General features: G+C 38.7%; 21 protein-coding genes. 2 read left to right on the top strand and 19 right to left on the bottom strand.

All coding sequences use genetic code 11. The annotated features are described in order from the left end of the window. Window positions 1-52: 52 nt before the first annotated feature. The 6 genes from FLACOL7796_RS07725 to FLACOL7796_RS07700 form a co-directional block, all read right to left on the bottom strand. Window positions 53-1,342 (bottom strand): DUF4861 domain-containing protein, encoded by a 1,290-nt coding sequence (locus tag FLACOL7796_RS07725; RefSeq protein WP_173970236.1) that lies wholly within the window; start codon window positions 1,340-1,342, stop codon window positions 53-55. A gap of 36 nt (window positions 1,343-1,378) precedes the next feature. Next, a complete protein-coding gene (gene rhaM, locus FLACOL7796_RS07720; protein WP_173970235.1) occupies window positions 1,379-1,708 on the bottom strand; it encodes an L-rhamnose mutarotase in 330 nt (109 codons plus the stop codon). 126 nt (window positions 1,709-1,834) lie between these two features. Further along, on the bottom strand, window positions 1,835-2,905 hold the full coding sequence (locus tag FLACOL7796_RS07715; RefSeq protein WP_173970234.1) for a glycoside hydrolase family protein: 1,071 nt from the start codon (window positions 2,903-2,905) through the stop codon (window positions 1,835-1,837). 256 nt (window positions 2,906-3,161) lie between these two features. Next, a complete protein-coding gene (locus FLACOL7796_RS07710) occupies window positions 3,162-4,694 on the bottom strand; it encodes a sialate O-acetylesterase (RefSeq protein ID WP_173970233.1) in 1,533 nt (510 codons plus the stop codon). Between the two features lie 156 nt (window positions 4,695-4,850). Continuing rightward, on the bottom strand, window positions 4,851-6,377 hold the full coding sequence (locus FLACOL7796_RS07705) for a RagB/SusD family nutrient uptake outer membrane protein (protein WP_173970232.1): 1,527 nt from the start codon (window positions 6,375-6,377) through the stop codon (window positions 4,851-4,853). Window positions 6,378-6,383: 6 nt separating this feature from the next. Beyond that, on the bottom strand, window positions 6,384-9,527 hold the full coding sequence (locus FLACOL7796_RS07700) for a SusC/RagA family TonB-linked outer membrane protein (RefSeq protein WP_173970231.1): 3,144 nt from the start codon (window positions 9,525-9,527) through the stop codon (window positions 6,384-6,386). A 442-nt stretch (window positions 9,528-9,969) separates the two neighbouring features. Between FLACOL7796_RS07700 and FLACOL7796_RS07695 the strand changes: the two genes are divergently transcribed. After that, entirely contained in the window at window positions 9,970-12,771 is a 2,802-nt protein-coding gene (locus FLACOL7796_RS07695) for a glycosyl hydrolase (protein WP_173970230.1), read from the top strand. Between the two features lie 24 nt (window positions 12,772-12,795). Next, a complete protein-coding gene (locus FLACOL7796_RS07690; RefSeq protein ID WP_173970229.1) occupies window positions 12,796-13,920 on the top strand; it encodes a glycoside hydrolase family 88/105 protein in 1,125 nt (374 codons plus the stop codon). Between the two features lie 479 nt (window positions 13,921-14,399). Here the strand turns inward: FLACOL7796_RS07690 and FLACOL7796_RS07685 are convergent, their stop codons facing one another. From FLACOL7796_RS07685 to FLACOL7796_RS07625, 13 genes are all read right to left on the bottom strand, one after another. After that, the gene (locus FLACOL7796_RS07685; RefSeq protein ID WP_232067321.1) at window positions 14,400-15,137 is read right to left on the bottom strand and encodes a hypothetical protein; all 738 of its coding nucleotides are present in this window, start codon (window positions 15,135-15,137) and stop codon (window positions 14,400-14,402) included. 29 nt (window positions 15,138-15,166) lie between these two features. Then, window positions 15,167-16,000 (bottom strand): conjugative transposon protein TraN, encoded by an 834-nt coding sequence (traN, locus tag FLACOL7796_RS07680; RefSeq protein WP_173970228.1) that lies wholly within the window; start codon window positions 15,998-16,000, stop codon window positions 15,167-15,169. A 17-nt stretch (window positions 16,001-16,017) separates the two neighbouring features. After that, window positions 16,018-17,298, bottom strand: a complete 1,281-nt coding sequence (gene traM / locus FLACOL7796_RS07675) for a conjugative transposon protein TraM (protein WP_173970227.1) — start codon at window positions 17,296-17,298, stop codon at window positions 16,018-16,020. Between the two features lie 4 nt (window positions 17,299-17,302). Then, window positions 17,303-17,761, bottom strand: a complete 459-nt coding sequence (locus FLACOL7796_RS07670; RefSeq protein WP_173970226.1) for a hypothetical protein — start codon at window positions 17,759-17,761, stop codon at window positions 17,303-17,305. A 6-nt stretch (window positions 17,762-17,767) separates the two neighbouring features. Next, window positions 17,768-18,376: a conjugative transposon protein TraK gene (gene traK, locus FLACOL7796_RS07665; protein ID WP_232067320.1), complete on the bottom strand. Its 609-nt coding sequence runs from the start codon at window positions 18,374-18,376 to the stop codon at window positions 17,768-17,770. Between the two features lie 26 nt (window positions 18,377-18,402). Beyond that, entirely contained in the window at window positions 18,403-19,605 is a 1,203-nt protein-coding gene (gene traJ, locus FLACOL7796_RS07660; RefSeq protein ID WP_394367906.1) for a conjugative transposon protein TraJ, read from the bottom strand. 12 nt (window positions 19,606-19,617) lie between these two features. Continuing rightward, complete coding sequence (locus FLACOL7796_RS07655) at window positions 19,618-20,253, bottom strand: TerB family tellurite resistance protein (protein ID WP_173970223.1); 636 nt, start codon at window positions 20,251-20,253, stop codon at window positions 19,618-19,620. Between the two features lie 10 nt (window positions 20,254-20,263). Next, window positions 20,264-20,878, bottom strand: a complete 615-nt coding sequence (locus FLACOL7796_RS07650; RefSeq protein ID WP_173970222.1) for a hypothetical protein — start codon at window positions 20,876-20,878, stop codon at window positions 20,264-20,266. Between the two features lie 12 nt (window positions 20,879-20,890). Then, complete coding sequence (locus FLACOL7796_RS07645) at window positions 20,891-21,580, bottom strand: conjugal transfer protein TraI (protein WP_173970221.1); 690 nt, start codon at window positions 21,578-21,580, stop codon at window positions 20,891-20,893. A gap of 7 nt (window positions 21,581-21,587) precedes the next feature. Further along, the gene (locus FLACOL7796_RS07640) at window positions 21,588-24,059 is read right to left on the bottom strand and encodes a TraG family conjugative transposon ATPase (protein WP_173970220.1); all 2,472 of its coding nucleotides are present in this window, start codon (window positions 24,057-24,059) and stop codon (window positions 21,588-21,590) included. 33 nt (window positions 24,060-24,092) lie between these two features. Further along, window positions 24,093-24,404 carry a DUF4133 domain-containing protein gene (locus tag FLACOL7796_RS07635; RefSeq protein ID WP_173970219.1) on the bottom strand — a complete coding sequence of 104 codons (312 nt, stop codon included), beginning with the start codon at window positions 24,402-24,404 and terminating at the stop codon, window positions 24,093-24,095. Between the two features lie 24 nt (window positions 24,405-24,428). After that, window positions 24,429-24,719: a DUF4134 domain-containing protein gene (locus FLACOL7796_RS07630; protein ID WP_232067326.1), complete on the bottom strand. Its 291-nt coding sequence runs from the start codon at window positions 24,717-24,719 to the stop codon at window positions 24,429-24,431. Between the two features lie 181 nt (window positions 24,720-24,900). After that, entirely contained in the window at window positions 24,901-25,386 is a 486-nt protein-coding gene (locus tag FLACOL7796_RS07625) for a hypothetical protein (RefSeq protein WP_173970217.1), read from the bottom strand. Window positions 25,387-25,417 lie beyond the last annotated feature (31 nt).

Here is a 25,417-nt window from a genome sequence, read left to right as displayed (position 1 = left end):
TCAAGTGCGATCTCTCGTTTCTCAAGATGAAAAACTTTGCAGTTTACGCACCTTACTTCATCTCAACCTTAATCTTGGCTGAAAGCTGTTTCGCTAAAGTTGTTACGTAATTTGTAAAATAGGCTGAGTCTTTAAAATTCTTGTCTGCGCTTAATTCCCATCCGGCAATTGGGTAATAACTCACTTGCTGATTGTTTTTTGCAGAAATTTTTATCAAATATGAATCTGTTAATTTTCCTGTTTTAGGCGCTTCGATATATCCCTTATAAACATTTTTTGGTACAATCACAGCCGTTCCCAAAATCCATTGGCGTTCGTAGGTTAGTTTATCGTGTTGTATGAAACACACAAAATCTCCCGCATCAATAACTTGTAGCTGATTTTGGTTGTTTAGGTTCGAAAATGCTACAACCAGTGTTTCGTTTCCTTTTAAACCATTTACCCAAATCGTGTTTTTATAGCCATACATTCCTGGCCAAATTGAGCTCGTTTCCTGCGCCTGATATTTATTTCCTGATGCTTCCCAATTTTGATACGTATAACTTAAAACCGAATTTACAGGTCCTTCACTCACAATTTTGAATGTTGTTTTTTCAATATTATTTATCGTATCGCTGCCAATAATCCCAAGTCGGTTAATTTTATTATCGATCAATAAAGCAAAACCGCCAAGTCCGGCAGAATTCCCAACAGGAAAAATATCCCTTCCCCAATCATGCATCACATGGTAATTATCCTCAACGGCTCCTTTGCTATTAATACCCACATCTTCTGGTGTTATCGCAGGGATTCTTTTCCCGAAAACATCTTTTGAATTTCTTCCGTCCAGATAATGTCTAAAACCTACTTTGTCATTCTCCCAGCTTGGTCCGTCGGTTTGGTATTTTTGATAACCTAATTTTTTATGTACCTCATTGGCCATTAAAACTTCTTCTGTCGCCGGATGAACGGGCAGGTTTTTAGCTTCTCGTTTTCCGAATCTCGCGCTTGTTTTTAACGGAAATTTAGGATCCGTTTCAGACCATCTTAAGGTTGCTGTTTTTATTTCTTTAGCAGTAAAATCAGTTACCAGAAAAAGTTCGTCCCATTTTCCGTCTCCATCCAAATCATTTAGCTGCGCAGGAATTGTGTCGTTTTTATAAATTAAAACAGGATAAGTTCCTGTTTGATTATTTAAGGATAATTGATTTCTTTTTATCGAAATGGCTTTTTGGGGTACTTCTATATTTGTGGTGTTTTTTAAAACAATGGTACTTCCTGCCGATTTTTTCTGAGCATTACAACTCGCAAAAATTAATACTGACAATGCAATAGGCGCGTAATATTTTATAATATTTTTCATTCTTTTTTATTTTTATTTGAGGAACAATTTAGTCAATTAATCCAGATGAAAAACCTCTTTTAACACAATTGTTTTGGGCGAATTATCCGCATTGGTCTCCATTATATCTCCCATATAACTCCACCATTTTTTCACAATGGGATGATTCGGTAAAAAATTAGTATCAAAATCTTTACTCAGTTTTTGAACCGCAAAAAGAGTCAAAGTTTTTTCATCCAAAAAAATACTATAATCCTGTATTCCGCTTTCTGAAAGTAAGGTTTGCAATTCCGGCCAGATTGTATCGTGACGTAATTTATATTCGGCTTCAAAACCTGGTTTTAATTGCATTGTAAAAGCATTTCTTACTGTTGTATTATTTTCCATTTTTTCTAATGTTTTATGTTAGGCGTAATTTTTTAAACAAATAGATGCATCGGTTTTACATTATCTCCAAAGGTCTTTCAATTGTTTCAATTCATATAGCTTTACTACTTTGTTCCTCGGCACCTTTCAAACTATTTTAAAAATAAATGCTGAAGCAGTTTCGTATTTTCCTCCTTGCGAAGCGGTAAATAAATAAGTTGGTTTTCCGTTTTGAAACAATAACTGCGGACGCTCTACCCTACCGTAACGATTCAAATGTTTAGGTGCTTCAGGCTGGTTGATGTATTTATTTAAAGGCTGATAGGCAATTTGAGGATCACTCCAATGTTTCCCGTCATCAGAATCCATGTACAATCCGTAATCTATACCAAAAACGCCCATATCTCTGGCCAGCATTTTGAATTTCTTGTTTTCATACCATACAAAAGCGTCTTCGCATTGTTTATTATCTCCCAATTTAGAAAAATCAATTACCGGATTATCTTCGTATTTTATATAAGGGCCTTGAAGCGATTTGGCAATTGCCAGTCCGTATTTTCTATTTCCCTTAACGGGGAATTTTGGATGCTCGTAATTCTCTGTATCTAATGATTTATAATACAACCAATATTCACCATTTGGATGTTTGAGAAACGAAGGATTGGTTGTTAGAAGATCATCCCAGGCGCCTTCTTTTCCCGGAAGCAATAAGGGTTCATCCGGTCTTTTCCAGGGTCCGTAAAGAGAATCCGAAGTGGCCAAACCAATTCGTTTTGTATTCATTTTTCCGTTAGCATTTCCCATAAAAAACAGGGCATATTTTCCGTCTACAAAATGAATGCTGGGATTATGACAGGTTGTGGCGTCCCAAAATCCTGCTCCTCTCGGGGCTAAAATTGTGCTTACATATTCATACGGACCTTCCGGACTGTTGGCCACAGCATGCGCAATTTCAGAACTATTGATCCATCCGCTCATGCCTTTTGCTTTGGGCCATCGGGAGAAAAACACATGAATTTTCCCGTCCGGACCTTCAATCGGACTGTTGCACCAAACGTAATAATCTTCAAATTCTAAAGCGCGCCCAACTGGTCGAAGTCTTTTCTCGAAATCTGAAAGCTTAGGATCGTCTAATACATTTATGGCTTTCGCCGAAAATGGAAGACAAAGCGCCATAACAGCAAGAGAATTTCCGATTATAAATTGTCTTCTATTCATTTTAGTTTTTATTCAATTAAGATTTATTTTCAACATAGCTGCGTATTTTTTTTTTGCCACAGATTATAAAGAATAAAATTAATCTCGCAAAGTCGCTAAGAAGCAAATTTTAAATACATTATTGTCATTTCTACGCAGGAGAAATCTCCGAGAGAAGCTCGACAAACAAAATCGCCAATCTTTGAAGAATTACTTGTGTGATCTCTCGTTGCTCGAGATGACAAAATTGAGGCTAAAAAAATCACAACGCTTCAACTTACTTTTTATCTGTTTTAATTTCCCAATCATCTGTTCTAAAAGGTGAAGCGGGTAAATTTTCATTATTAAATAAATTAGGCTCCGGAATGGCTTTCCAGGCAAAACGAACGGCTATCGGATTTTTTACCTTTGAAGAAGAAATTACCACCGTTTTCCCTTCAATTTTGGCATCGGCAGGATAAAAAACCTGATCTTCTCCTGCTATTTCAAATTCTTTTAGACTTTCTCCATTTTTCTTTAATCCCGATTCGGCGTAATCAAAAAACAATTGTGCTTTTTGTTTTTTAATTTTCATTTCTTTAAAAATAGGTCCTGAATACACCAGTTTATTTTCTCCATAGCTTTTAGCGCGCGCAATCAAAGCCAGTCTGTAGCCTACTGTCTGCTTGTCTATTGGGTGAATATTATTGGCGTCTCCAACATCTGTCGTTACGGCCATTGCGCTATTTGGGATTGTTTTTAAAGACATTAATTGCGCTTCACGTATTTCAGGAGTTTGTCCTTTGTGAGGCGTAATTTGCACATAATAAAACGGAAAATCGCCTTGTTTCCATTCTTCTCTCCAGCTTTTTACCATTGCCGGAAATAATGATCGGTACAAATAGGCTTTTCCTGAATTGCTTTCGCCCTGATACCAAATCGCTCCTTTTATGGTATAATTTACTAGAGGATGAAGCATTGCATTGTATAAAACATACGAGGTTTTGTTGGCTTCTTTTTTAGGCTTTTTCAATTGCCCTTTCTCGGCATTTGCTGCAGCTGCAATTCGTTCGTTGGTAAGATTTAAATAGTACGTTTCCAGTTTTTCCTGATATAATTTTTCATTTTTGGCATCTTCCTGCAAAATGGGTAAAAAGACAACATCTTGTTCTAAAACACTTTGAGCAGTCCACGCTTCTGCTTTTGTTCCTCCCCATGAAGTCGAAATTAATCCAATGGGAACATTTAGTTTTTGATATAAATCCCTTCCAAAGAAATACGCCACAGCAGAAAAGTTCTGAATACTTTCCGGGGTACAAACCTTCCAGCTTCCTGTAACATCTTCAAGTGGAGTTTGCGAAGCATTTACAGCCACGGTGAATAATCTAATATTGGGAAATGAGGCATTTTTGACTTCTTCCTCGTAATTTTTAACTCCGGTTTTCCATGTTTTATCTTCTCTCCCCACAGGAAAAAACATATTCGACTGACCTGAACAAAGCCAGACTTCGCCAATTAAGACATTTTTTAATACAATTGTGTTGGATGCATTAAGGGTAATATCATACGTTTTTTCGCTCCCCAAAGGTGTTGTAACTGCTGTTTTCCAATTTCCATTGGCATCAGCAATAACTTCTGCCGGAAGACTGTTCCATCCTAAATGAATGGTTATTTTTTCGTTTGGCGCTGCCCATCCCCACAAATTAACTTTTGCATTTTGCTGTAAAACCATATTATCGGCTACTAACGAAGGCAATTTTACCTGCGCCGAAATGGAGTATTTTACACTAAAAACCAGTAGAAATAAAAGAAATCTTTTTAAGTACATCATCTGAATATTTTTTAATACTAAAACTTTAAATTTAAAACAGTTAAACGGTAAAGGTATCCTGTGCTTTCCTGTTTATTTTCAATTTTAAAACTAAAAAAAAGCTGCCTGAAAAGACAGCTTTTTTTCAAAAAACAAAAATAAAAAAGACTCCAATTATTAATCGTAACCCGGATTTTGATCGTAAAGTCCAGGAACGGCTAAGATTTCTGATAACGGAATTGGATATAACAACGAATTGTTTTCGATTGTTCTAATTTTCCCCTCGGTATCTTCTGCTGCTTTCCAGGCGTTCATAGTTGTTACTGCTTTTCCTGATCTGATCAGGTCAAACCATCTTGTTCCTTCAGAGAAAAATTCTTTTCTTCTTTCCGTAAACAAATCATCCAAAGTAATATTAGAAGCATTTGCCGGAACTCCTGCTCTTGTTCTAACTTTATTTACAATATCATCAACTTCTGCCTGCGAACCTCCACCACCGTGAAGTGTACACTCGGCCATAAGCATTAATACATCTGTGTAACGCGTTACCATAAAATCTACACCCCAGTCTTCACGACCGTTTCCGTATCTGGTAGCATCAATGTATTTTTTGAAAACAGGTAATGTATAACTTCCTTTATAAGTTCCTGTTGCTACTGTATAACTGGTTGCTATACCGTAAATTTTTCTTTTGTCTGTTTCTGCAAATAAATTCAAAAATCCTGTAGAAATTGGTTTTGCTTCAAGAGCTCCCTGTGCTGATAAATTTACTGAGGCAAAATAAGGTTCGTACCCTAACTCTACCATAAAATTACCCCCAACGGCAAGTGGTAAACTTTGAGTGTAGGGAATGGTCAATACGTTTTCTTTATTGGTAATTCCTTCTACTTTAAAAATAGGCTCGTAATCTGCTGCAAAAGCATATAAGCCACTTAATTTAATATCATTTAATTGCTGATAAGCTTTATCCCATTCATTTAATCCAAGTGTAGCACCATCAATATTATAGGTTGGGCTTGAACGCGTCATGTATACAAGACCTAATAATGCCTTTGCGCCGTATTTGGTAACTCTTCCGTAATTGGCCGCGTCGTATGAAGGAGCAAGATCCGGAATCGCTTGTTCAAGATCTGAAATAATTAATTTATAAACATCTACAACCGGAGTTCTTGGAATTTTTGCAGCTTCGGTCGCGGTCATTGTTTTTTCCATTAATGGAACTCTACCAAACCATCTTAATAAATCAAAATAGCAGAATGCTCTAAGAAAACGCGCTTCAGCAATCATTGAAGCTTTATCCGCAGGATTCGTAAAGATCTGATCTCCTTTTTCGGCGATTTTCTCTAATAACTGATTGGCTTTATTAATAGCATTATAATTACTCAGATAGGCTTCTTTCACGTAAGTGTTAGAACTTATCGAGGTATAAAAACTATTAATTCCTTCCCAATCTCTTGAAGCTTGTGTTGTTGCCAGCAAATTATCTGATCTTACTTCACTTAAATTTAAAACCCTGTTGGCATAACCGTATGTTCCCATTCCGTGAAAAGCAACAGAATACGTGGCATTTCTGGCCTGAACAAAATCACCCGACGTAGCATAGAAATTCTCGATTGTTCCCTGAGATAAAGGCAACTGATTCAATTCATCCGTGCAGGATGTCATTGCCAATACTACTGTTAGTAAATAAATATATTTTTTCATTTTATTTTAATTAAAATTAATGTTAAGTCCTATCACTAAAGATTTTGCCAAAGGAGCTCCTCCATAATCTACCGGTACAGAAAAATCGCTGTTTGAACTCGCTGAAGTATTTACCGCTTCCGGGTTAAAACCTACTTTATATTTGTTCCAGTAGAACCAGTTTTCTCCTGTTACATAAAGTCTCATATTATCGATTCTGCTTAAACCTTTAATGGCTTGTCTTAGGTTATAACCAATTGTGATGTTTCTAACACTCACATAATCTGACTTGTACAACCAATCTGAATTGGCCTGATATCCAAAAGAAGTTCTCCAGTTTCCTCTCACAGATGGATCTACATTAAGTGAATTCTCAACAGAACCCATTCCGGTACGGTCAATAGCTCTTCCGGTTAATCCGTAAACTGTTCCTCCGTTTTGTCCCTGAACTAAGATGTTTACGTCGATATCTTTATACTTGAAGGTATTGGTGATTCCCCAGGTATATTTTGGAGTTGGATTTCCTAAATCCACACGGTCATCTGAATTGATTTTTTTATCTCCGTTCTGATCAATATAGCGAGGATCTCCCAATACTAATTTGTTCCCTCCAATTGTAGTTCCCCCTGCATCGATATCAGCCTGAGTTACGACTCCGTTTTGCTGTAATCCAAATATGGTATACATTGGTTTTCCTACTTCTAATTTTACAAACGGAATTCCTCCGTCATACGCATTACTAATTTCAATTTTCGACTGACCCGGACCCAGAGCCAAAACTTTATTTTCATTGTGACTTAAGTTTGCCGATGTTCTCCACTCAAAATTAGGCGTCTTCACATTTAGAGAACTCAATTCAAATTCCCAACCTTGATTTTGTACTTCACCAACATTGGTAAGATAACTTGTAAATCCGGTTGCTCCAACGATAGGCACTCTTAATAACAATTCGCTGTTATTTTTTCTGTATACTTCAAATGTTCCTGAAAGTCTGTTTTTTAAGATTCCAAAATCTAACCCAAAATCAATACTTCTTGATTCTTCCCAATGCAATGAAGGGTTTGCAATTGATGATGCTCCCTGCCCTATGGCTGCTGCTCCGCCAATAGAATAATTGTAAGTGGCCAATGTTGCGTACGAAGCATAACTTCCAATATTGTTACTTCCGTTAAGTCCACCGCTTGCTCTTAGTTTTAAGTCGCTAAGCCAGTCTACTTTTTGTAAAAATTGTTCTTGTTTTACCCTCCATGCTAGTGATAGTGAAGGGAAAACGCCCCATTGTCTGTCTGATCCAAATTTTGAAGAACCATCTCGTCTCACACTGGCAGACAAAATGTATTTTTCTTTGTAATTGTACTGCAACCTTGCAAAATAAGACAGTAACGTACTTTTTTCAGCATTTGTAGATCCCAAAGATCCTGTTGGCAATGTTTCAACTGTTGAACTATTGTATAATGCTCCCGAAGATAAGTTTGACCTCATGATTTCGTATGAGCTGAAAGACTGTCCTAACAATATATTGAAATTATGATCGCCAAATGATTTGTCCCAGTTTAAGGTATTTTCATTGACTAAATTTTGTCTTCTGTAGGTATTATAAGCCCCTCTAATACTTGCCTGAACATCATTTGGCGTATAACTTTCTGTAGTATTATCTGAGTTATCAAAGTTTAATGTCGTTTTCCAGGTAAGTCCTTTTACAAACTGATAACTGGCATAAGTAGAAATCAAAGTTCTGTACATGGAGTTTTTTCCTGTTCTCGCCAATGCATTTAGCATATTGGTTGTACTGCTTCCCCAGGCGTATCTTGTTGTGTATTTTTCTCCTGCCGCATTAGAAGCGCTTTCAAAAACCGGTGTTGCTGTAAGGGCTTTAAATAACGTATTGTCTTTTCCTTCTACACCCGGATCGTTTCTGATCGAGTAGGATGGCGCAATGTTTATTCCGGTTTTAAAGTTTTCTGATAATTTAAAATCAACATTGGCTCTTGCCGAAAATAAAGTATAATCCGTTCCAATGATGTATCCTGTATTTTTTTGATAATTGGCAGATACGTAATAATTCACCACATCTGTAGCTCCCGAAGCCGATAATTGATAGTTGTTGAATTCTCCTGTACGGAAAACTTTATCCTGCCAGTCGATATAATCAAGTCCCGGATGTCCCGGAATGTCCCATCTTTCATCATACAAATAAGTATAATATCTTGTATTTGCTGTGTTAAGAGGTGCAGTTGGATTTTTAGCATTGTAAGCCGCAATTCTCTCTGCGTTGTTCTGACTTGCCGAAGCTCCTGCAATTCCTGATCCTACCCATTGCGAATCAATCATGGTTTTTGCCCTGTCGATCCATCCCTGTGCAGATAACATATCTACTCTGTTGGCTTCTTTATTTACACCGCCATACATATTAAACGTAAATTTTGTTTTCCCTTTTTTTCCTTTTTTAGTGGTAATTAAAACAACTCCATTTGAAGCTCTTGATCCGTAAATAGAAGCTGCTGCTGCATCTTTTAATACTTCAATCGATTCTACATCATTGGGGTTCATATTATCTAAAGGGCTTCCGCTTGAAAATCCACCATTACTGTTAGATCCTTCTGTATAAATAGGAAATCCGTCCACCACGTACAAAGGTTCGTTTCCTGCCGTAATTGATCCTGATCCCCTGATTTCGATACTAAATGGCTGACCTGGTAAACCCGTGGTTTGCTTGACACGAACACCGGCTACCTGCCCTATTAATCCCTGATCGATTCTTGAAATTGGTCGCTCTGTAAAATTTTCTGTTTTAATACCTGAAATGGCGCCCGTAGTTAATTTTTTCTTTTGGGTTCCGTACCCTATCACTACTACTTCATTTAAGTTTGAACTCTCTGCATCTAAAGAAACATTGTAAGTAGTTGAAGCTCCTATTTTTATTTCTTTTTTCAAAAATCCCACGAAAGAAAAAACCAGGGTTTCTCCTTCAGATACCTTTATGCTGAATTTTCCATCAAAGTCAGTACTAGCTCCTCTATTGGTTCCCTTCACAATTACATTGGCTCCCGGAATAGAGAGTTTCGACGGATCAGTAACTGTTCCTGTAACCGTTTTTTCTTGCCCATAAACCGATCCGTGCAACAAAGCAAAGAAGGCCATAATCAGCAAAAGATTAAGCTTGTTTTTCATAAAAGTTAAATTTTGGTTAGTTTAATAGTTTTTTCAAATTTATCCAGAACTTGTATTGGTGGCATCCTGTAGTATCCTGTTAGATTTCAGCGTCTTATAGGTTTTTTATATTTATTTTAAGACAAAAATCCCACAACTGACTGATTTACAATCTCTAAATAAATTGAAAGAATAATAAATATCATATCAAAAATTTAAATAAAATATTTTTTATCATTTGATATTTATTTTTATAAAAAAAGAAGAATTATAAAATAAGTAGGTACATTCATTAAGTATTTCATTTTTGGATATAATTGCCAAAAACAGGATGCTACAGGATAGCCTTTTGATACGATACTAATACTTTTACTTTTATTACTACTATAAAATTGTCCTGGCATAATTTTTTAATAATGTGAAGTGATTAATTTAGTAACCACTAAAACTTTTGAGTAAAATAATGAAAATAACCAAATCAAACCTCTTTATTACATTATTCTTTTCCTGCGCTCTCAGTACTTTCGCACAGGAAACCTCCGGTTCTCCCTGGCCAAAATCGACCAACATTAATCAGCCCTGGACGCGTTGGTGGTGGATGGGAAGTGCTGTCGATAAACCCAACCTGAAAAAGAGCCTTACCGACTTTTACAAAGCCGGAATTGGCGGTGTGGAGATCACTCCTATATATGGTGTAAAAGGAGAAGAAAACAATTTTATCGATTATCTCTCTCCAAAATGGATGGAAATGCTGGATTATACTATTCATATTGCTGATAGTCTGCACATGCAGGTCGATATGGTATTAGGAACAGGCTGGCCTTACGGAGGTTCTCATGTCACTTTGCCTCATGCCGCTTCAAAACTAATTGTAGAGAAATATCCTGTAAAGAAGAATGAGACTTTCAATAAAAATATTACGCTTAGCAACAGCAAAGAAAAAGTACCTGCTGACCTTTTGTATGTTGTAGCTTACGCAAGCGATGGCACTTATATCAACTTAACAGATCAGTTAAAGAAGAATAAAGTGAATGCCAAAGACAAAGGAATTGAGGGCAATCACGTTGCTTTGCCCGATATATCAGAACCCAATAAACTGAACTGGAAAGCGGGTAAAAAAGATTATACCATTTATGCCGTTTTTAGCGGAAAAACTGGACAGGAAGTAAAAAGGGCTGCACCGGGCGGAAAAGGATATACTTTAGATCATTATTCCAAGGAAGCTCTTAATGCTTATGTGGTTCCTTTTAATACCGCTTTTAAAGGCCGAGAAGGAAAAATCAGGGCAATTTTCAATGATAGTTTTGAAGTTTACGGAACTGATTTTACCCCGAATTTTTTCGAAGAATTTAAAGCCTTACGTGGTTATGACCTTAAAAAAGAACTGCCTCTTTTACTGAATGAAACTGATAATGAAATTAGTAACAGAATCAGAAGCGATTACAGGCAAACGATTGGCGATTTATTGCTAAATAAATTCGATCTGTCATGGACTGCCTGGGCGCATTCTAAAAACTTTAAAACCAAACTTCAGGCGCATGGTTCTCCTGGCAATCTCATCGATTTATATGCCTCGGCAGATATTCCCGAGTGCGAAACTTTTGGATCAATGCCTTTTGATATTCCGGGTTTCAGACGTGAAAAAGAAGATATCCGCGAAGGCGATGCTGATCCGGTAATGCTGAAATTCTCCTCATCGGCTGCTCATATATCGGGCAAAAATCTGGTTTCATCAGAGACTTTTACGTGGCTCAGAGAACATTTTAAAACGGCATTATCGCAATGCAAACCTGAGGTCGAAGATTTAATGCTCAACGGGGTTAATCATGTTTTCCTGCACGGATCTACTTATTCGCCAGAAAGAGCAGCATGGCCGGGATGGCAATTTTATGCTTCTGTAAATTTTAATGCCAATAATGCTATTTGGGAAGACGCTCCGGCTTTATTCTCTTACATTTCCAATTGCCAGTCTTTATTGCAACAAGGAAAACCGGATAATGAAATCCTGCTTTACTGGCCAATTTTTGATACATGGGACAAATATCAAAAGGGCAATTTGTTCTTTCAGTTCAAAATACATTCTTTATCAGAATGGTTATACGACACCTCTTTTTATGACACCACAAGAAGTTTAATAAAAAAAGGATATGGTGTAGACTTTATCTCTGACAACTTTATAGCCGATGCAAAAGTGGTGAATGGGAAAATAATGCTACCGGGCGGCAGCTTTAAATCGCTGATTATTCCGTCTTGCAAAAAAATGCCCCTTACTACTTTGCAAAAACTAATTGAACTTAAAAAAGCAGGAGGATCGATTATTTTTGAAGGATTACCGGAATCGGTTCCCGGATTTAATGATTATAAAAAACAGGAAGAAAAACTTCAAAATTTTTTAGCCACAAACAAAGACCTGATACAGCCTGCTTCGGATGTCTTTAAAGCTTTAGAAAATGCACACTTGTATCCTGAAACGCTTGTTGATACCGGTTTAAAATATACCCGAAGAGCTATCGATGGCGAAAAAATATATTATTTGGTCAACCATACTCCAAAAACGATAGATACTTTTATTCCGCTTCAGATTGGGAATAAAGAAGTGGTGATTTTCGATCCGTTAACCAGAGATTATGGCAATGCAGTTGTTACTAAAAATGCCACTACAACATTGGTTAAAATTAAAATAGCACCGGGACAATCTTATTTTCTAAAAACAGAAAATACAGCTTCGCAAAAAAAATGGAATTATTATGAGCCTTCTGCTGATGCCATTGCTTTGAAAGGAAACTGGAAAATAACTTTTGACAAAGGCGGTCCTGAGTTGCCTGCAAGCGCAACGGTATCGCATCTTGAATCCTGGACAAAATTAAGTCCCCAAGCCGGGGCATTTTCCGGAAGCGCAACTTACAGCTTAGAATTTGACAAACCAAATACTAAAGCAGATCAATGGAGTCTGAATTTAGGAGATGTTCGCGAAAGTGCCAAAGTCTGGCTTAATGATGAATTTATTGGTACAGCCTGGTCAGTTCCTTATCAATTGAATGTTACAAAACTTAAATCAGGGAAAAACAAACTCAAAATTCAGGTTACGAATCTCTCTGCCAACAGGATCAGGGATAAAGAACTAAAGGGCGAAGAATGGAAGATTTTTTACGAAATCAATATGGTCGATAAAGATTATAAAAAATTCGATGCCAAAAAATGGGAACCTATGCCATCGGGATTATTAGGTCCGGTTACGATTACCCCACTCAAAGAACAGAACTAATTATTAAAATAACGAATATTAAAAATGAAAAAATTACTTTTATTTTTCGCTATATGCTTTTCATATACTCATTCAGCCCACGCTCAACAGCCCTTTGATAAAAAATTGGTACTCAAACAAATGATGCTTGCCAATGATTATTTTATGCAAAAATGGCCGGAAACAGGAAAAACAATCATTACCAATAAAGAACGTCCCAGTAATATCTGGACGCGCGGGGTGTATTATGAAGGATTGATGGCCTTGCATGAAATTTATCCTAAAGAAGCTTATTATGATTATGCCTACGCCTGGTCTGAATTTCATAAATGGGGATTTAATGGCGGAAATACTACCCGAAATGCCGATAATTATTGTGCGGCCCAAACCTATATCGATTTGTATAATCTGGAGCCGGATCCTAAAAAACTAAAGAACACAAAAGCCAATATTAATATGCTTTTAAACACTCCTCAACTAGACGACTGGTCGTGGATTGATGCCATACAAATGGGAATGCCGGTTTTTGCCAAGCTGGGAGTTTTAGAAAAAGACAATCGTTATTTCGAAAAGATGTATCAGATGTATATGTACTCAAGGGATAAACACGGCGATCACGGGCTTTATAATCCTAAAGATGGTTTGTGGTGGCGTGATGCTGATTTTGATCCTCCCTACAAAGAACCGAATGGCGAAGATTGTTACTGGAGCCGTGGAAACGGCTGGGTAATTGGCGCGTTGGCAAAAGTTCTGACGATTATCCCTGAAAATGCACCACACAGGGCACAATATGTAAAAGATCTAAAAGCGATGGCTGCTGCTTTGGTTCCGATTCAGAGAGCGGATGGTTTCTGGAATGTAAGTCTGCATGACCCTACTAATTTTGGAGAAAAAGAAACTTCAGGTACGGCATTATTTGTTTATGGAATGGCTTACGGAATCAACAGTGGAATTTTGAAAAAAGAAATTTACCTGCCCGTTATTCAAAAAGCATGGAATGCTATGACAACCGAGAGTTTACATACGAATGGTTTTTTAGGCTATTTACAATCCACAGGAAAAGAACCTAAAGACGGTCAGCCTTTATCTTATGATAAAATTCCGGATTTTGAAGATTACGGATTAGGGTGTTTTTTACTTGCCGGTTCTGAAATTTATAAAATGAAATAATGCCCCTGGCACTGAAAGTAAAAAACAGCAAAGAGAATATCTATAGTTAAAAGCCTGCTCCATTTTTTTTTAAAAGGGCAGGCTTTTTTTGGTTTAACGTTTTTTTTTATTTCAATTAGTTAGTCGATCTGCTATTCCCAGCAGATAAATACAGCTGGGTTTATTTTTCTTAAAAGAAGCTTCGTATCTGATATACCCATATTGACTCAGTTCCCGAATATGTCTGTGATAAGTAGTGCGCGCTGATATTTTGGCCAGTGGCATGATCTGATAGCTATAGGCTTTTATGGGATTTACAAACCCGCAAATGCTGTAATAGCGCAACAGGGCTGCAAATAAACCAAGGTGAATACTCCCTATGCGCAAATCTTTTTCTGTGGCGGCAAAAAATACGCTCAGTGAATCTTCAATACTGTTCGCCTTAAAGGGAATTAGATCGTTTTTGTCGTCTCTTACTCCCTTCTGCTGGTACCTGATCTTCATTGCTCTGAGGGCGCTGGCTTTTTTTTATGCTCCCCTACCTGCTCATACACCACTTCAATTTGCCCTATGTCCTTGTAATGGCGGTTATCGAGTTTTTTTAGATCTTGATCGTAAATCCCAATGGTTTTAAATTGAGGATTGGCCTCTATAAAAAGCTTGGTTTCCTGAGTCCCATTTAAAAATGTAACCTGGTGTAAATTCCCTTTTCTAAGGGAGCGCAAAAGATCCTCTTTAAAGACATCATTGGTAAGCTCCTTAATAGGATATTTGCCAAGGGTAACCTCAAGGTCATAGCCATAATTTTGATGGTATTGCTTGAATTTAAAATTGTCATTTTCATCTGATTTAAAATCAATCTGAACCCAGGCGTTATAGCTATGTCCCTCTTTACTGGCCAACTCTTTGTTAACAGATCTCCCCATCATAAGGTTATAAGATTCTTTCATGGTAATATTGCCTGTCTTTCCCATATAAAAGGTTTGCTCCAGGACATCCGATATATTCTCTTTTTGAAGCTCCACCCTATAGGAGTTAAAAAAATAAAGATCCCCTTCCTTGGCCTTATTGAAATTCAGTGTGGCCCTGGCTACCCGATCCTCGTAATAAGTCTCATGGTACAAGGTAAAAGAAGGTTCTTGCTGATGGAGTTTCTGTTTTAACTCCATTTGCAATGCTTCACCAAATCCGGTGTATTTGAGCTGATCGCTCAAGTACTCAAAATTTTTCTCATTCATGATTTTTAAGTTTAAAAATTAGTGTTTCCTTACAAGGCGCTTAGTATTTCCAGATCCATTAGCTGATGATCTTTAATATCAAGTCCCAGTTGTCTCTGGCCGTTTTTCTCCAATAGTTCTATGGTAAGATATTTTCTCTCACCAATGGTAAACTTGGGCAATGCGCAAACCAGTGAAAGCTCAGAGCGCTCAGGGATTTTGATCAGCTCCGAGGTCATCAAAATGGGACTTATTTCAATTTCCTGGGATGCCGTTCGGGTAGATTTTCGCTGGTCACGGATAAAAAAACGCAGCTGGTCAATATCAAAATTAATTTTGGATTTGTTGCCCAATAAAAGCCGTAGGTAAATAACATCCTGATAAATGAATATCCCTGTAAGGCGAAGTCCGATATTAAACCTATTGTGACTCATTCCATTTAGCTTTTTCTTTTTTATCAGGGCCAGCTGGGCATACTGCAATATTTTTTTTTTGTTTTCATTATCAAGGGTAAAAACAATATCTGCGTTTAAGGCCGATGCGCTGTCTGCCAAAAAATTCATATCAGGACACTGCTCATCGTAATTCAAAACAAAGCCATAGAGTTTTCCCTCTGTGGTTACAACTGTTAGATTGGTCTGTGAGAAATTCTCTTTACCGGCTTTCACCAAAAGGATATTCTCCACCCCTTTTGCCTTTTGTATTAAAACCTCCGAACTTCCCTTATCTATGCTTTTAATGGGATAGGGGAAAACCAAACTGGTAGTTTTTAACTGGGCTATTTGCAGGTTTATAAATTCAGCCTGACTGCTGGATCTCTGTCCAAAGACTGCCATTGAGATCAAAGCCATAAAGGGCAAAAACCATAAATTTCTATTTTTCATCTCTTTTGATTTAATGTTCAATGGGAATTATTTTGCTTTTTGTCATATAAAAGAACCCGGTAGCCTGCCTTTACCATAACTTTAATAAGTTTTACTTTTTTGCTCATCAGGCTCTTGGCTGCTTCAATACCCATACCGGCCGCCTGCGCTCCCCAGGACTCACTAAGAGATGCTACCCCCAGTGTCTGGATAGAGCGATCTGCAGAGGCTTTGGCCACATCGCGGTTAATGGCCCCGGGTATATAAATCCCCTCAATCCCGTCCAGGTCATACACGGCGAGTTCAACGGGAAAAATGGAATTGCCATGCTTTATATTGGTAATCTTAATCTCTAATCGCTCTGCTTTTAAAAGTGCCGTTCCAAACAAAAAACTGTTTCTGGGAATCTCTACGCCTTGAATAAAAACCTCACTACAAAGACGTAGTTTCACTAACGAGCCGTTTACAATATTCTGGGTGAGATGTATCACCGCCTCAATGGCATTTTGCCCCTGATGTATTGTATCTATCTCCTGAAGGAAATAAAATGAATTGGATTCTACGGCAGTCTGCTCATTACGCCCATCATCGAGTGAAGTTAGATTGTGGCCATTTTTACGTACCACCCTGAGTGATTTTTCTTTTTTATTCTCAGCTGCCTTTTTTAACTTTTCCTCAATGCGAGCCGGATGTTGAATATCCAGAATGTTTTCAAGCATTCCCCCTAACTGCCTGAGCTCAGGATCCTCCCCCTGGGGCTGGCCCATAACCGAGATGAGTTGCTCAAGTTTTTTCATATCTTCAGATTCAGCCGAGACGCCATAATGTTCAAACTCCCGCATGTCATGGTCTTGATTGGCGCGCACATTGGGACTTTCAATGGCTTTTTGAAGTGCCTGGAGTTTTTGATATACCTTCCGCGCATTCTGATCCTGATATGAAGTGATGTTAAGTCCCATATTACCTTTTGTAACACTTCTCATGGCTGACTCTTCTAACCATCCAGCGATAGAATCATTTTTAAAAAAGTTATTGGAGTAGTTGGGATCTTTTTTAATTTGCTCGCTTCTTTTTAGCGAATCCATAGTAGCTTTCTGGTAATAGCTTAATTTGTCCAAGGGTATCTCTTCTTTGAACTCTGGGCCAGGAAGGATAGTATTAAATTTTCTTTTCTCTACTATCTCACCACTTAAAGCTTCCACTTTTCCCCCTCCCATGCTCCAGAATAAGAGCGTTATAAATGGCAGGGCCAATAAAGGAAGTACCAGCAGCATTTTTCGTTTTTTTAATTCTTTAATTGAAATTGTCTTTTTCTCCATGGCATTACTCTTTTACATTGGACTTATAATAATTTTCAATAAAAAACAGGCTGTCCAGAAATCCCGGGCGCCCAAGGATAATACTATCATATGTTTTTTTACCTTCCGCGCTTCCTTTTAGACTATCCAAATACTGCCGCGCGCCAGTGATGCTTTTATATTCCCTGGGTGAGATAAAAAAAGATTTACTTGCTCTTTTTATCCTCCTCTCATGGAGGTGTACCTGCACAGAGATGCGCTCCATCGACACAACAGGAGAAGTCCCCGATACGAGACCCCTGTAGAGAATCGACAAACTAATAGCGCTGCTAAAGCCTGTAAATACAAGCAAAAATGCAATGAGCTTTTCTCTGGATAACCCTGAGGTAATACGGTTCATTTCTCTGGCCCACCATTGCTTTACAAGCTCATAATACCTGTTAGTTCCTTTGGTGTTGATTCGTTTTTTAAACCAAGGTTTCATCACTTTTTATTTTCGAGTTTCAATACTGAGATCTTTATTCTCCACTGTAGTGAGGTGCTCTATTAAAAAGCCATGCGGATTATTATCACTCCTGGATACATTTCTTAAATTTCCCTCTGTGGTAAGACTCCGGTTTACAACACTGGTGGATCGGATGATTTTCTGTCTTGCATAACATTTAAAGAAGTAAGGATACTGTTTTAAATCAATCTGAATACTATCAATTGTAACGTTCTGGCTGATATTGCCCGAGATAATTCCCGAGTAGTAAGCGTTCTCTCTCAGGTCATCATAAATCCGCTTGGCGCTCTTATCGGCCAGATAAAGCGCCTTTGTAATATTTGTTTTGATGACCTTATCATCGGGATCAAGTGTAAAGAAATAATTATGAAAGGTCTTCACGTGATCTCGCGCCTCCACCACAACATTATCTTTTCTCTCCGAGGCGTAAGCTTCCAGGGCTTTACCATTGGCCAGTATATACACCTTGTCCTGCAATAGACTTACAGTGGCAAAACTTTTATGCAGAGTATAGCAACAAATCACAATACACCCTACAATGATCAGCATGGTAAAGCTGCGTACATAACCAAAGGCGGTATCAATATTTTTCATTTTGGTAAACATCTTTTAAATTGTTTTTATGATTTGGAATTTCCTTTTAATCTCTGGGACATATAATTTCCTTTTTCCTGAAAATAGGGAGAACTCCCCGATGAGGATGACATGTTCTGAGACATTCTGCCCGGGGCATCTCCCATAGCATCCATCACCATTGCATTTCCTTGTATGGTTCTGCTATCTGCTCTGCTGGCAGTGCTGTAAAACAGATTGGTTGCTCTTTGAGACAGGGCATCACCCCCTGCGGCGTGCACAATGTAATTGGCCACTGAGGGTACAGTGAAATACCCAATAATGCCGATGATCATAAAAATAAGGTAAGCCATATCGGTCCTGCTAAAAAAAGTATCCCCGCCTTGATTGACCTGGTTGATATCGAGCTTTAACATCTGCTCCTGTATCTTGCCGATAATACTTCCAAAAATATTGGCCACGGGAAGCCAGAGATAAATATTGATATAACGCGCCAACCAGATGGTCAGGGTATGCTGAAAGCCATCAAAAACAGCAATTCCAAACACCAAGGGTCCCAGTATGGATAATACCACAAGCTGGAAGGTGCGAAGGGTATCAATGCAGAGTGCTGCCGCTTCAAAGAGCACCAGCAGGACCTCGCTCATCCATTCCTTTACGGAATTTCTAAAATTATACGAGGCTTTTTCCATGGCAAATTTTACATCATTTCCAATACCAGCAATCACTCCTTCATCAGCTGGATCGGCTCCATGGTTGGTATACCTGTACCACTGCTCGCGATTACCCGCTCCTGTCTCCCCGACATACATCTTCCAGGGATCTGTCTGCTTGATGGCTTTTTCTTTCTCTTTTAAAAGAACTACAATGGCTTTATTGGATCCCTCTACCATTGCAGCGGTGGCGGCGACCGTAGGCTTCATCACCCCATTGATTAGACTAAGCACTGAAGGAAAAATCATGATACAAAAACCTATGACAAAGGGCCGGAAAAGCGGATAAAAATCTATGGGTTCGGCATTGGCTATATGTTTCCACACCCTGGTGGCGATATACCAAATGGCGGCAAAACCAGCAATCCCCTGTCCTGTTGCGATAAGATTGGCACAAAGGGGCATCAGCTCATCGTAGAGCTGCTCTAGTATCAGGTGCAAGCCTTTTGAATTCCCCCCTACCTGCTGCCCTTGCAGGGCAAAGGGTACCACAAATGCGGTCAGTATAAAATAAACCCTTTTACTTAATTTAAATATTTGCATCACTTTTTAGTTTTTAAGTCCGTGAATTCCAAGGATGGCGCCTATATCACTTGATTCCCTGGCTCTTTGCAGGGCCAACACATTGGAAGAAGCGTTAAAATTTCTAACAAAAAAAAGCTTATCCTCCATCTGGGCGTAGATCTTATCAATGGCCTGCAGCCTCTCATCATCAGACATCCTAAGGGTGTTGGCACTGAGAATCATTAGGAGCTCATCGAGATTCCTAAGGCTCTGACCCAGCAAATTATCATACACTTTTTCAAAGTAGTTCATTTCTTGGGATGTAAAACTTCCACTTTTGCTGTAACGAGTAAAAGCTGCTTTGCTTTCCTTTACCAGCAGGACTTGGAATGTGATAATATCCTCTACCTTTTTGTAATTTCTCACCAGAGGACTCACCTGAAAAAGCGCATCTAAAAATGTCTTGTGCAAGGTGAAATTTCCCTGAGAGAGGTCCCTTACCGCATTGTATCCCCCGGATAAAATATCATAACCCTTTTTCATATCTTTGAGAATCCCTTTAAACTGGCTGAGCTTTTCAATATTTAAAACAAGCTGCTGGATCTCCTGAGATTGGGCCTGGACTTTTACAGGCAATAGAATTCCTATTGCCAGAGCCATTAGTAGAATTAGTTTTCTCATCCTATCATTTTTATAATCCGTTTAAAGTGCGGCTCCAAAAAATAGTATTCTTCTGTTTGGATTTCCATAAAGCAAGCATCTTAGCCTGGTGGCTAAAGGTTAAAGAGAACTCATAATCAGATATCATTGTTTTGTACAGAGCATCAATGCGCTCCAGACGCTCATCATCTTTCATCTCAAGATTGCCATTGCCGGTAAGTAGTAAAAGTTCATCCAAAGTGCTGTTGCAATTCTCAAACAAACGCTCAAAGGCTCTCTCTATATAATCAATTTCATCCCCATGAAAAACATCATTCTGCCGCAAGCCCCTGAGCGTATTATTGGAAATTTTGATGATCCTTACCTGTAATACTACAATCTCTGTGACCTTGGAATATTTTTTTATCCTGGGATTTACTTTCTTTAGCGAGGCCAAATAATCACCATGCAGACTCAACTCTCCTTTTTTAAGATCCCCTATAAAATTCAGCCCCTTTCTGGCAACATTATATCCTTTTTTCGCATAATCCATATACACCTGAAGAGCTGCGATCTGTAATAGCAATTCCTTGCGCCATTTGGCCTGTGCCTGCAGATTTTGAACAGAGACTCCCATCACCAGGAGTAATACAACTAACTTTTTCATGATTTTGCTCCATTATGGAATTAGGTAAAACTCCTTGACTTTATTTACATCATTACTTATTTTGGCCCTTTGAAGGCGCAGCAGCATATTTTGCTTATTAAATAGCATCAGGCTCTCATAATTATCATCAATTCGATCAGCAGCATTATTGATAATCTCAAGCCTTTTAAGATCGCTCATCTGGGTGGTAAAAGAATCCAGTACCAAAAAAATCTGATCGATGTTCTGAACACTTTGCCCAAGAATGCCTGAGTATACCTCCTGCATGTAATCAAGCTCCTGGTCGCTGAAAAGATTATCCTGCCTTATCAGGTTCCAGGTTCTTTCATACTCAGAGATAAGTCTGGTTTGTTTGGTGGTAACTTCTTTGATACGCTTGTAATAGGTAATGGCTGATTTTACCCTTGTAAGCTCTTCATAATAGTCCTTATAGAGATCGCGCTGTTTTTGGCTCCACTCTGAGATCTGCTCTAGTTTTAATTTAGATAGGACATTCTCAATTTGTTTTTGCGCGTTCTGAAGCCAGATGGTTTTGTTTTGCAGTCGCTGTATTCTCAGATCAATGGCTTTGATCACTTTTTTGGTAACGGCTTTTACTATTTCCAAAATAGGAAGCGCCACGGTCTTACTTGAGGCTTGCGCCGGGCTGCTTACTAAAAATAGACACAGCAGCCCCATAATTATTTTTGAGCTTGTTTTCATTTTTTCTTTATTTGATTTGGTTTCTCATCTCCTGGGCCAGCGCGGCAATGCCTCTTTTAATATCACCCCCGAATTTTCTGGCATACTGCTGCACCTTTACTTTTTCAGGCTCCTCGGTGGTATAGGCCAAATACTCTTCGAGCGATACTTCAGTTCGAAATACCTTAGAGATTATGCCCCCTAATGATATGAACACCTCCTTATACTTTTTATCTGGATCATTACTCTTGTTCACTGAGAGCACCAGTGCTTTTGCTTTGTCAGTGAGTCCCAAAAGGTCCTGAATCTGCTCAAATTTATTTTGATACTTGCTCTGATCCAGCAGTATAATACAATCACTGCTGTTGATAATGGCCTGCTTGACTATGGGAGAAGAGATAATATCTTCCACTTCCTGGGTCACCACAATGGCCTCGCCAAAGAATTTTCGAACTGTTTTAAAAAGATACCGTATATATTCTGCCATACCCTCGCGGGCAATGGCTTTCCATGCCTCTTCAATTAAAATCATCTTACGGACACCTTTTAGCTTTCTCATCTTACTGATAAATACCTCCATGATAATAATGGTCACCACTGGAAAAAGAATCGGATGGTCCTTGATATTGTCCAGTTCAAAGACAATGAGTCTTTCTTTTAAAAGGTCCAGATTCTCTGTGGCATTTAATAGATAATCAAACTCGCCTGCTTTGTAATAGGGACGCAGCACATAGAGAAAATTATTAACATCAAAATCCTTTTCCTTTACCTTGTCACTTTCTAAAATTGGTACAAAGTCCTCTTTCAGGAATTCATAGAAACTGTTGAAACACGGAAATATCTCAGCGTTTTTCTCCAATTTCTCATAGTAGAGCTGCAAGGAATTAGAAAGGGCTACATACTCACTCCTGTTGAAAGTCTCATCATCTTTTTTCCACAGCGCCAAAAGCAGGGTTTTAATACTCTCCTTTTTCTCAGTATCCAGATTATCCCCTTGACCTATATAAAAAGGATTAAACCGGATAGGGTTATGCTCATCATAGGTAAAATAATATCCACCCACCATATCACATAGTCCCTTATAGCTATGTCCGACATCCACCAGAACAATATGGGCTCCTTGCTCGTAATAACTACGGACCATATGATTGGTAAAAAACGACTTACCGCTTCCCGAAGGACCTAATATAAACTTATTGCGGTTGGTGCAGATACCCATTTTCATGGGCTCATCACTAATATCTACATGTACGGGTTTTCCCGTCTGGCGGTCTCCCAGACGTATCCCTACAGGACTCAGCGAGGAGCGGTATGAGGTTTCCATACTCAGAAAACAAACAGCCTGCTCAGTGAAGGTATCAAAGGTATCATTCATTGGAAAATCTGCTGCGTTTCCAGGTATTCCTGCCCAATAGATCTGGGGAGCTCCAACAGTTTCCTGCTTGGCCGCCGCATCCATCTGGGTCAAGGCTGATATTACTTTGTTTTTGATCTCCTTGAGCTCTTCCTTATCCGTGGACCAGGCTAGTATATTGAAATGCGCCTTTACCGGGAGTCTTTGCTGGGCAATGGCCTCGTTTAAAAAATCATTGGTAGCATCCCGCGCTATCATGTTCTCTCGGCTATAGGCTGATAAGGATTGCAGGCGCAATCTTTTGCTCTCGAGTTTCTGAATGGTTTTCTGGGCGTCTTCTATAAAAATGTACTGGTTATAGATGTGGTTACACGATAAGAGTTGTCCCAGAGTTGAGGCAAACCCCACACTAAATTTTGTTTTATCGCTGCAATAGCGATCAAAGTTGATTCTCGAACCGCACAAGGCTGGCAAATCAGCGGCATCTCCCAGGGTAAAGAGCTGGCAATGTTTATCCCCTACCTCAAGACCTTTATCAAATTTCAGATCCTTATAGACAAAGGAATCCGGGCTCTGGGATAAAACACAATATTGCTCAATGAGTCCCACTTTCCTGCTCTGGCTCCTAAGGGCATTATTATCCAGGCGAGTCAATTTTACAAACCCGCTGTCTTCCATAATGCGTTTGAACTGGCCTGCGCTATCCATAAAATCCTCAAGCAATTGAAAGTTTAGGGTTTCCTGGGGTACTATGGAATATCTGATAAGACTCGAGAACAAGGAAGTAGAAGTTTTTCTGCCTATTGTTTTTTTGGTGAGCATGATATAACACGAGTGATCCAAAAAAGGTCTTCCGTTAAAGAATCGCTCGCTGCTTCTGGTTAAAAAGCTGCTGTCCTCTTTTGTAAAATCTGCCTTGTAGGTACTCTCTAAAAACCAGTCCTGCTTGTGAAAAACACAAAACTTTGGCAGCACTTTCAAAGCTTTTATCCACGATTGGTGAAAGGCTTCATATTCCTGGTCCGAGAGGGTAAAAATCTCTGGGAGTTCCACCTTAAATACAATAGTTATATCCCCTTGTTTTGATAATATACAATCATGCTCCACGTCCATAATGGGCAGCATATCCTCCATCCTTCTCTCCATTGTTTCCCATTTTTTAACACTAACGTTCTATAGCTATCTTTTTATAAAAACTCCCCTGCTTTGCAACTTTATAACTTTTGGAATTCGTTTTCTCGCCAGGGCCTTCATCATGCCGTATTGACCAAAGCGATTGCTCATGCGGTAGATCTGAAAGACAAGAAATCCCCCAGAACTTCCAATAAAAGCAACACAGATAATAGAAGGAACTCCAATAATATAAAGTACTGCAAAAAGAATCATCAGTCCTACCAGCCCAGCCCCCAGATACCAGATGTATTGCGCTTTTAACCCCTTGAATTCAAGAGACTGATTAATGCCTTTATTGACTTGATATACACTATTCATCTGTTTTGTTCCACTCAATTCAACCTAAACCCCGAAAAAGGACTTAATAACCGTAGCTACTACCACCAAAAACACGCAGCTTCCAAACCAGGCCGCTGCTACTTTTCCCGTATCGGGATCCCCGGCGTTCCATTTCTGATAAACCTTCACAGCCCCGATAAGTCCCAGGATGGCTCCCACTGCGTACATGAGTTCTGTTCCGGCGTCAAAATAGCTTCTGACTTTTTGGTTGGCTTCATTTATTCCAGCCACACCGTCCTGAGCCCTGACAGTGAAATGAAAAACAAACAACATTACAAAAAGGCAAATTGCCATTACTTTTTTTCTTTCAATTCTTTTTAATTTCCACTTGTACTTTTTCATCACGCATCATTTAAGTTCTAGATAATCACCTATTAAAAGCGGAGGAATACCGCCATTGCATAACTCTATTTCCTGTCACATTACGCCATACCGCACCAGAGAGAACAGGGAATATTCCTCCACTGTATCTTATTTAAGTACTCTCTTCCCAAAGGACATCCACCTGAGAAGGAGTTAAAAGTAGCCCTGGGTAGCTTTTACAGTTCTTGACTATTATAGCATTGATATTCTCTCTAAGGGTGGAGATCCTGACAAAGGGATATTCACTTAGCAGTAATTTTAGATAATTTTGGAATTCTTCCAGTGAGAGATTTCTCTCAACGCTCTCCTTAATGGCTCCTTTAATCCGATCTGACAATTCCTCTGCGTCAGCCAAAGTGTCAAAAGATTCTTTGTAAGAAGACAATTCCCTGTTTTCATCGACGCTGCCTTTTTGAAGATGGGCAGCTAATTTTTCTTCCGGGTTATTTCTAAAACTTAAAGAATATAGGTTTTTCTCTCCATTTAAAATTGCTCTCAGATCAGGATAATAACATCTGAATCCTACAATCAAATACCAGATCAGCAAGAGTATAGTAACGGCAATTATATAATTGCCCCATGAGATATTGGTAAACATAGCTTTTTCATTTAATCGTTCAACATCTTCT

Source organism: Flavobacterium bizetiae, assembly GCF_902804475.1.
Taxonomy (GTDB): Bacteria; Bacteroidota; Bacteroidia; order Flavobacteriales; family Flavobacteriaceae; genus Flavobacterium; species Flavobacterium bizetiae.
Note: the sequence above shows the minus strand (reverse complement) of the source record. Positions and strands in the feature narration are given on the sequence as shown.

Bases quoted from the DNA above. Each gene is read 5' to 3' on its own strand.
- FLACOL7796_RS07640 (WP_173970220.1), bottom strand. From the start codon at position 24,059: ATGGAGAGAAGGATGGAGGATATGCTGCCCATTATGGACGTGGAGCAT.
- FLACOL7796_RS07630 (WP_232067326.1), bottom strand. From the start codon at position 24,719: ATGGCAATTTGCCTTTTTGTAATGTTGTTTGTTTTTCATTTCACTGTC.
- FLACOL7796_RS07655 (WP_173970223.1), bottom strand. From the start codon at position 20,253: ATGAGAAAACTAATTCTACTAATGGCTCTGGCAATAGGAATTCTATTG.
- FLACOL7796_RS07635 (WP_173970219.1), bottom strand. From the start codon at position 24,404: ATGAATAGTGTATATCAAGTCAATAAAGGCATTAATCAGTCTCTTGAA.
- rhaM (WP_173970235.1), bottom strand. From the start codon at position 1,708: ATGGAAAATAATACAACAGTAAGAAATGCTTTTACAATGCAATTAAAA.
- FLACOL7796_RS07695 (WP_173970230.1), top strand. From the start codon at position 9,970: ATGAAAATAACCAAATCAAACCTCTTTATTACATTATTCTTTTCCTGC.
- FLACOL7796_RS07710 (WP_173970233.1), bottom strand. From the start codon at position 4,694: ATGATGTACTTAAAAAGATTTCTTTTATTTCTACTGGTTTTTAGTGTA.
- FLACOL7796_RS07725 (WP_173970236.1), bottom strand. From the start codon at position 1,342: ATGAAAAATATTATAAAATATTACGCGCCTATTGCATTGTCAGTATTA.
- FLACOL7796_RS07645 (WP_173970221.1), bottom strand. From the start codon at position 21,580: ATGAAAACAAGCTCAAAAATAATTATGGGGCTGCTGTGTCTATTTTTA.
- traK (WP_232067320.1), bottom strand. From the start codon at position 18,376: ATGAAAAATATTGATACCGCCTTTGGTTATGTACGCAGCTTTACCATG.
- FLACOL7796_RS07670 (WP_173970226.1), bottom strand. From the start codon at position 17,761: ATGAAACCTTGGTTTAAAAAACGAATCAACACCAAAGGAACTAACAGG.
- FLACOL7796_RS07700 (WP_173970231.1), bottom strand. From the start codon at position 9,527: ATGAAAAACAAGCTTAATCTTTTGCTGATTATGGCCTTCTTTGCTTTG.
- traM (WP_173970227.1), bottom strand. From the start codon at position 17,298: ATGGAGAAAAAGACAATTTCAATTAAAGAATTAAAAAAACGAAAAATG.
- FLACOL7796_RS07690 (WP_173970229.1), top strand. From the start codon at position 12,796: ATGAAAAAATTACTTTTATTTTTCGCTATATGCTTTTCATATACTCAT.
- FLACOL7796_RS07650 (WP_173970222.1), bottom strand. From the start codon at position 20,878: ATGAAAAAGTTAGTTGTATTACTCCTGGTGATGGGAGTCTCTGTTCAA.
- traN (WP_173970228.1), bottom strand. From the start codon at position 16,000: ATGAAAAATAGAAATTTATGGTTTTTGCCCTTTATGGCTTTGATCTCA.
- FLACOL7796_RS07715 (WP_173970234.1), bottom strand. From the start codon at position 2,905: ATGAATAGAAGACAATTTATAATCGGAAATTCTCTTGCTGTTATGGCG.
- FLACOL7796_RS07705 (WP_173970232.1), bottom strand. From the start codon at position 6,377: ATGAAAAAATATATTTATTTACTAACAGTAGTATTGGCAATGACATCC.
- FLACOL7796_RS07685 (WP_232067321.1), bottom strand. From the start codon at position 15,137: ATGAATGAGAAAAATTTTGAGTACTTGAGCGATCAGCTCAAATACACC.
- FLACOL7796_RS07625 (WP_173970217.1), bottom strand. From the start codon at position 25,386: ATGTTTACCAATATCTCATGGGGCAATTATATAATTGCCGTTACTATA.